Here is a 7,958-nt window from a genome sequence, read left to right on the forward strand (position 1 = left end):
CAGAAATAGAATATTAGTTATTTCAAGGATGTTTGTAAGTGAACATAAAAAACGTACCAAGTCACTAAAAATAGCAACTTAGTACGTTTTGTCTTCACCAACCGACGTTGACAAAGAGCCCAATTAAATAGACATTTTCCTTAAATGTTTACAATAAAAAAAGCCAGAACGCATAGTTCTAGCTCCTTGATATATCAGTATATATTAATTTTAATTGGTTCAAAAAACCGTGCACCTTTGTGTTGAGTGTGTATCATAAACGTTACCAGAATCGATAGCTAAATCTCGGCTACCCTACGGCACATATGAGGATCCACTTAATGCTGCTTCCGTCAGGACCTGACATGGTTCATGGGTTCATATTGCATAGGACCGAAATCTTCAAACACCTCGTGTTCTGGGCAGGCTTCACAAAAACACACCCGCGACAAAGGAATTCAGCCTCGCATGAAGCGGCTTTCGAGTAAAGGGAACCGCTACCTCCCCGCTTAGCACGGTAAGATTAATGATACTATATCTTCTATTCAAAATGCAAGTGTAAGATGCATAACCCTTTTATAAAATCATACTAATCACAACACTCACTGTATTTATCGTCTCGAAAAGTCGATAAATTTAAACTCCGTTGCGATGTGTTTAGAAATATTATATTGAAAGCGACGTGTATCTTTTAAATGAACAATACCACGTATCGTCGCACTATATTCAGGTGCAATAGCCCCAAAGACTTGACGCTCACGTGTCCCAAACGGTTCAAACGTAATTGATTTACTTGAAAATCCAATCTCATGACCTTCTCGTTCAATATATTCATAAAGAGAATCTGTCATAATCTCTTCTGTTAGATTCGGGAGTAGCGATACTAAACAATAATCCTCATCAATAATTTTTGTCACACCGTTTAATTGACGGTAACGTACAATATGCCATAAATTCGTATTATTCTCTAATTGTAATGCTGATTTAACATGAGGAACTTCACGCGCTTTAATCTGTTCAAACACAGCTACAATCGTTTCATATGACATGCCTAACTGTTGTTGTACCTCTTTAAAACTGACCAGTTCAGCAAAAGGAAATTCTGTCATACCTTGATAAATGACAACAGACCCTTTACCTTTAATCTTTTGAATCAAACCTTCTGAGACGAGCATATTTAAACTTTTACGCACTGTTTCACGTGACACGTTAAATGCTTCAACCAATTGATGTTCTGACGGGATTTGTGATCCATTTGAATACGTTCCATCAAGAATACGCTGTCTCAATTGTTCATATATATATTTAAATTTACTTTGTCTCATCACATCTCGCCTCTAGTTTTAAATTACTGTAACACGTGCCGCATATGGTTCGAGGTATCCATCATGAACATCACCACTTTGAATCACGACATCGTCTGACATTTCTAATGTCTCAGGTATTTTTACAGTTTCATGAGTCATATTCGCAACAATAAGCCAACGCACTTCCTTATATTGTCTTTCATAAACAAACAGCTGAGGATGATCCATACATCGCGGTACAATGGCACCATAAGTCACAATATCCTCATCATGACGCAGTTGAATCAATTTTTTATACGTATATAAAATCGAATCAGGGTCCTGAATTGCCGCTTCTACGTTAATGTGCTTATAATTAGGTGCAACGTCAATCCACGGCGTCCCTGTTGTAAAACCACCATGTTGTTCTTGATTCCATTGCATTGGTGTTCGAGAATTATCTCGGGATTTTTGTCCGAGTATATTTAATGCTTCTTCTTTTGTTTCACCTTGTGTACGTAAAGCCTCATAGGCATTCAATGATTCTACATCACGATATTGATCAATCGTATTAAAGTAAGGGTTTGTCATACCAATTTCTTCACCTTGGTAAATGTAAGGCGTGCCTTGAAGTAAATGTAATACAATAGCCAATGTTTTAGCACTTCGCTTTCTCATGACTTCATTATCATCCACTCCAAAACGTGAAACGACACGCGGTTGGTCATGATTACACCAAAAAATCGCATTCCAACCGCCACCTTCATAAATACCAGTTTGCCAACGCATTAAAATCTCTTTTAACTGGTGTAAATCAAATGTTTGATTTGTCCATTTTTCACCATCACGATAGTCTACTTTTAAATGATGAAAATTAAAAACACTGTGTAATTCTTGTCGCTCTGGCTTTGTATAACGAATACAGTGTTCAAGCGTCGTCGAACTCATCTCACCGACTGTCATAATATCATGATGACCAAATGTACGTTGATTCATTTCATGTAAAAATTCATGCACTCTAGGACCATCTGTATAATATTCTTTACCTATTGCAGGAGAATGCTCAAATTTACCTTTAGAAATCAAATTAATGACATCAAACCGAAATCCATCTACACCAAATTCGATCCAATAATTTACAATATCATATAAAGCATGACGCACAGCTTCATTATCCCAGTTTAAATCTGCTTGCGTCTTATCAAATAAATGCAGATAATACGCATTAGCCTCGTCATCAAACGCCCAAGCGTTACCTCCGAATTTAGATAACCAATTCGTAGGCGGACCATTTTCTGATGTTTTAAAGAAATAATAGTCTCGATACGGACTTTCTGCAGATTGACGTGCTTCTTGAAACCATTTATGTTCGGTTGATGTATGATTAAATACAATATCCAACATAATTTTGAGGCCCTTATCATGCGCTTTTGTGATCAACTCACGTAAATCACTCTCACTTCCAAATGCTGGATTCACTTTATAATAATCTCGAATATCGTAACCGTTATCATTCATTGGTGAATCATATATCGGAGTTAACCATAAATAATCCACACCTAAAAATTGCAGATAATCTAGCTTTTCAATAATTCCTCTTAAATCACCATGTCCATCCCCCGTTGTATCATTAAAAGACTTCGGATAAATCTGATACACTACAGATTTGCGCCAATCTTGCTGCGCCATACTATAACCACCTTTAATTTTTCTTTTGATCAACTATAGGTTTAGCTTTTGTTTGGCTAAACTTAGCAAAGATAATTGTTAAAATAAATGGAACAATCATAGAAATCAGCGTTGCAATCGCATAAACACCCCAAAACTGTTGTTTAATCGATAAAATCGCCGGGACACCACCTACACCAACTTGTCCAATCACACCTGATGCGCCAACAAATGCACCAACAAACATAGAAGTTACAATCGCTGCGATAAATGGATATTTGAGTGGTAAATTCACACCAAACATTGCTGGTTCAGTAACGCCTAAAAATCCTGAAATACCAGAAGTCACTGCTAAACTTTGTTCTTTATCAAGTTTACGTTTTTTATAAATATACCATGCACCAAATGCTGCTGAACCTTGTGCAATATTAGACATCGCAACAATCGGCCATAAATATGTTCCGCCAACTTCACTACCCATCAATTGGAAATCGACTGCTAAGAACATATGGTGTAACCCTGTAATTACCAGTGGCGCATAAATTAAACCGTAGATTGCACCACCAAGCCATCCTGCATTTTGGAATAAAAATGTAACTGCAGAGGTAATCCCTTTACCAATTACAAGGGCTATTGGACCAATAAATAAGAAAGCTAAAAACCCTGTAATTAATAACGCAACCGGTCCTACCACTAATAATTTAATCGAATCATGTACTTTTCGATTTAAGAACTTCTCTATTTTCGCCAATACATACGCTGCTAATAAAACTGGTAAAACTTGACCTTGATAATTCAATTGTTCAATGTTCAATCCTAAAATATGCCATGTCGGTATCTCATCAACTTTACCAATATCATATTGCGATAAAAGCTGCGGATGCATTAAAACAAGCCCCAATACTAACCCTAAAACTGGATTTCCTCCGAAAACGCGCATTGCACTCCATCCAACTAATGCGGGTAAGAAAATAAATGCTGTCGTTGCAATGACATTAATAATATTAGCAAAATCCGCGATTTGAGGAACACGCTCAATAATCGAAGGCGATCCATTTATCAGCGGCATCGTCAACACATTATTAATCCCTAAAAGTAAACCTGCCGTTACAATCGCCGGCAAGATCGGAATAAAAATATCTCCCAACAATTTAATCAAACGTTGCAACGGATTCCCTTTTTTTGCAGCTTGTGATTTTACTTCTTCCTTAGACGTTGCTTGCATAGCGGTCTCATCCATAAACACTTTATACGCCTCATCTACTGTCCCTGGACCAATTACAATTTGATATTGATGATCAGCTTTGAATTGCCCTTTTACTAATGGATTCTTCGCAAGTTTATCCTTATCAACCTTACTATCATCATCTAATACAAGACGCAACCGTGTCACACAATGCGTTGCTGATTCGAGATTTTCCTTCCCACCAATCGCATCAATAATATCACGAACATCTGACTTTTGAACTGCCATAACTATCACTCCCTTAATTTCAACCTGTCTATACAGATTATAAGTTGTATAGACAGGTTTTGTAAAGGCTTTCAAAAATATTTAAAAAATAACGGCTAGTGAATAGTTCACCAACCGTTAAAAGTATAGAGCCTTTAAAACCCCTCAAACTTTATTCTTATCCCTATTCATTTTTCCTACTTTCACAACTAAATAAATGGCATTAATCAACATCAAAATAACGTATGGAATTAATATATATAAGTTTTCTAAACGAGATATGAGAAATAATCCAAGTAATAAAAAAACATTTAGAACAGTAGATATAAAATAACTGCTATCTAGTACTATATTATTCAAAAAAACTCCTTTTTAGTAATACTAACATTATTGCTTTATTGACAACGAGCCTCTGATCCCTTAACAACCCCCAAACTTGTCGAATCGTCGGCTTAATAGCTCACGCTATGCCGACATTCGTCTTCAAGTTTAGTTAAGGGTTCTTCTCATTGATCAATAAATTTTCTCGGCATAAATGCGTTGTTTATTTCTTATTTTTAAATTTAACATCATATTTTTTTGCCATTTCGTCAAGATCCTCGTCTTTATAAAAAAGCCAAAAGTACATTGCTATCCCAATAGGAACACCTAATAAAGGTGTCGTAAAAATACTAGCTAAAAAAATCATTAAACCTAAAAATAAAAAATCTTCAAACTCCCATTTTTTATTCAATAACTCTTTCCACATCTGTTTTATACTCATAAATAAAAACACTCCTTTTTAATAAACTTTATCATAACCCTTACAAAAATTTTAAATCCCTTTATTTTAAATTTTACAGGAGAGTATATAATAATCAAAAAAGAACCGATATCTTGGTACTTTAGAGAGTTTAAAGAAACCATCTCACAAAATATTAAAATAGCAAAGGTTGTTATATATGACTAAGAATTTTGATTTTCAACAGAGAGCATATATCCTAAGTAGAAGTTTACTATTAATATCAACCCTTTTAGTAATAATATTTAATAACATTAATGTCATGATGACCTATAATAAAGAACAATTAAATTGTACAAAAAACAAATGGACCAATTGAAGGTATTAACAATAAAATTAAACTTATTAAGCGTGTGTCTTACGGTTATAGAAACTTTTATAATTTCAGAGATAGAATATTAGTTATTTCAAGGATGTTTGTAAGTAAACATAAAAAACGTACCAAGTCACTAAAAATAGCAACTTAGTACGTTTTGTCTTCACCAACCGACGTTGACAAAGAGCCATATTTCAACAACCGTTAAAAGTATAGAATCTAAGTCTGACTATAGAGTATACCTATTTTAAATAACCTAATTATTTTTCTCTTTTGGATCTCATTTAATTCAATTTAAATTTATGCCTTTTATATGCATTAACCTAAAAACCTTTAGAAATTAATGAATTTATGATAGTAACCTATATATCAATCATCTTTATTTCTATTTTTCTGACCACGATAACCTTGTTCTAAAAGAAAAACATCCCAACTATTAAGTATATAATAAAACTGCCAAATGATATTATTTTCAATAAAAGTAATATTACTAAAGTTAATAAAAATAGTGCTGGAATTAAAAAAACTCCAATTTTTATCTTTATAATATGAAATGAAGTATTGTGCCGCTAATATGATAATAAAGACAAAAACCGGGATCAACCAGTTTAATAGTTTCTCAATCATTATAACTATATCCTCTATTCATTATTTTCAGTAACTATACTATCATGTTAGTATAGTTACTGAAAATAATATACGAAAATTATAAACTAAATAAAGGAGTATTAATTAATATGTTCGCTATCGCTTTTCATGAATTAAAAAGACAGATTAAAAGCATTAAATCCATTCTTATAATATGTATAATATTTTCCATTACTATAGCGGCTGCTAGCATTGCAAATAATTATAAAGGTTTAATGTCTATGGAAACTGAAAGCAATGTTTATACGCTAGGATTAACTGTTACCACATTAGTAGCTGGACCTTTGTTCACTCTTGCACTTTCTCACAATATCATTAATGAAGAGATTAAAAATAGAACAATACGATTTATCGCCACAAAAACAAGCAGATTCAATATTGTTGTAGGAAAATTTTTAGGGTTATCGTTGTTTTGGTTTACGTGTCTTTTCATTTCAATGATTTTAATTTCGTTTATTGCTCATAGTTTTTATTTACAAAAAGTAATACTTTGTTTTTCTTTTTTTGCTTATTTTATCGGATTAGCAATTTTGATATCTGTTTTAATTAATAACCCTACCGTTACAAATATATTAGGCGTATCTTTATCTTTTATTTTTACCGTTCTAGGTATATGGTCTACAATGTCTCAAAATATTTTGTTAAAGACCTTTAGTTATCTGACACCGTACAACTACTTTATTCATCATGATAATGATGTGTTAGGATACGTTCCAATAGTGTTTTCTCTTTTATTTACGACACTCGGTTTGAACATAATGAAAAGGAGAGACTTATAATGTACGCTATAGAGACCAATCAATTATCAAAGAAATACAATGATAAAACTGTTGTAAATAAAGTGGACTTAAAAGTTAAAAGAGGTATAGTTTTTGGGTTTTTAGGAAAAAACGGGGCAGGGAAATCTACGTTTATTAATATAGTTACCGGACTATCTCAAGCAACGAGTGGTAAATTTAAACTTAGTTCTAGTAGAGAAAAAATTGGAGTTTTACCAGATTACTCTAGTTTGTATGATGATTTAACTGCTTTGGATCACTTAATTTATTTTAGTAAGTTGCTAAAATCAAAGAAAAATAAAGAAGAATTAATAAAAATACTTGAAAAAGTGGGACTAAATGATGCAATTAATTTAAAAACTAAAAAATTTTCATTTGGTATGAAAAAGAAGTTAGCATTAGCTCAAACACTCGTAAACGATCCTGAAATTATATTTTTAGATGAGCCCACCTCTGGAGTAGATGCGAATTCAATTTTAACTATTCATGAATTAATTTTAGAACTCGCTAAAAAAGGGACAACCATCTTTTTCACCTCTCATAATTTAGATGAAGTTGAGAAAATTAGTGATGAAGTAGCTATTATGGATAAAGGAACAATAAAGCTTCAAGGCAGTATTCAAAATTTAAAAGAACATCACGAAAAAGGGGTTAATGTTGAATTTAAATTCCTTAATGAGTTAGAAAATGTAAATTTCGAAAAATTACTTCCCAACTATGTTAGCGACTTTCAAGCAACAAATAATACTTTATATATGAAATTAGACACAAGAGAACAAATTGTCAAAATCAATAAACAACTGATTGAGAATAATATTCAGATATATGAAATTAACATCCAAGAGCCCACTTTAGAAGAAATATTTGTAAATACAGGCAATTAAGTTTGGTTCTATAATAAATCGAACTAATCAGCCTTTTGGCTCTTTGTCAACGTCGGTTGGTGAAGACAAAACGTACTAAGTTGCTATTTTTAGTGACTTGGTACGTTTTTTATGTTCACTTACAAACATCCTTGAAATAACTAATATTCTATTTCTGAAGTTAT

The 7,958-nt window shown here is 32.8% G+C and carries 8 protein-coding genes, 1 other RNA gene and 1 pseudogene; 3 read left to right on the forward strand and 7 right to left on the reverse strand.

The features are described from left to right. Positions 1–227: 227 nt before the first annotated feature. From ffs to HHH54_RS10590, 6 genes are all read right to left on the reverse strand, one after another. An RNA gene (gene ffs, locus HHH54_RS10570) (signal recognition particle sRNA large type) lies at positions 228–497 on the reverse strand. Positions 498–590: 93 nt separating this feature from the next. Continuing rightward, a complete protein-coding gene (gene treR, locus HHH54_RS10575; protein WP_432813810.1) occupies positions 591–1,307 on the reverse strand; it encodes a trehalose operon repressor in 717 nt (238 codons plus the stop codon). 15 nt (positions 1,308–1,322) lie between these two features. Beyond that, the gene (gene treC, locus HHH54_RS10580; protein ID WP_198618766.1) at positions 1,323–2,954 is read right to left on the reverse strand and encodes an alpha,alpha-phosphotrehalase; all 1,632 of its coding nucleotides are present in this window, start codon (positions 2,952–2,954) and stop codon (positions 1,323–1,325) included. Positions 2,955–2,967: 13 nt separating this feature from the next. Beyond that, positions 2,968–4,407, reverse strand: a complete 1,440-nt coding sequence (treP, locus tag HHH54_RS10585; RefSeq protein ID WP_198618767.1) for a PTS system trehalose-specific EIIBC component — start codon at positions 4,405–4,407, stop codon at positions 2,968–2,970. A 144-nt stretch (positions 4,408–4,551) separates the two neighbouring features. Next, positions 4,552–4,746, reverse strand: coding sequence for a hypothetical protein (locus HHH54_RS11350; RefSeq protein ID WP_232796326.1), 195 nt, complete (start codon positions 4,744–4,746; stop codon positions 4,552–4,554). 184 nt (positions 4,747–4,930) lie between these two features. After that, a complete protein-coding gene (locus tag HHH54_RS10590) occupies positions 4,931–5,149 on the reverse strand; it encodes a VraH family peptide resistance protein (protein ID WP_198618768.1) in 219 nt (72 codons plus the stop codon). Positions 5,150–5,469: 320 nt separating this feature from the next. Here HHH54_RS10590 and HHH54_RS10595 point away from each other — a divergent pair. After that, positions 5,470–5,634: pseudogene (locus HHH54_RS10595) on the forward strand (transposase); the annotation flags it as partial. A gap of 218 nt (positions 5,635–5,852) precedes the next feature. Here the strand turns inward: HHH54_RS10595 and HHH54_RS10600 are convergent. Beyond that, positions 5,853–6,110, reverse strand: coding sequence for a hypothetical protein (locus tag HHH54_RS10600; RefSeq protein WP_198618769.1), 258 nt, complete (start codon positions 6,108–6,110; stop codon positions 5,853–5,855). 110 nt (positions 6,111–6,220) lie between these two features. On the opposite strand from HHH54_RS10600, the gene HHH54_RS10605 reads away from it, so the two are divergent. Together HHH54_RS10605 and HHH54_RS10610 are read left to right on the forward strand one after the other, a co-directional pair. Beyond that, complete coding sequence (locus tag HHH54_RS10605; RefSeq protein WP_198618770.1) at positions 6,221–6,910, forward strand: ABC transporter permease; 690 nt, start codon at positions 6,221–6,223, stop codon at positions 6,908–6,910. After that, positions 6,910–7,794 carry an ABC transporter ATP-binding protein gene (locus HHH54_RS10610; RefSeq protein WP_198618771.1) on the forward strand — a complete coding sequence of 295 codons (885 nt, stop codon included), beginning with the start codon at positions 6,910–6,912 and terminating at the stop codon, positions 7,792–7,794. Before HHH54_RS10605 ends, HHH54_RS10610 begins: the two co-directional genes overlap by 1 nt. Positions 7,795–7,958 lie beyond the last annotated feature (164 nt).

The sequence above is a fragment of the Staphylococcus canis genome (genome assembly GCF_016238445.1).
GTDB classification, from domain to species: Bacteria; Bacillota; Bacilli; order Staphylococcales; family Staphylococcaceae; genus Staphylococcus; species Staphylococcus canis.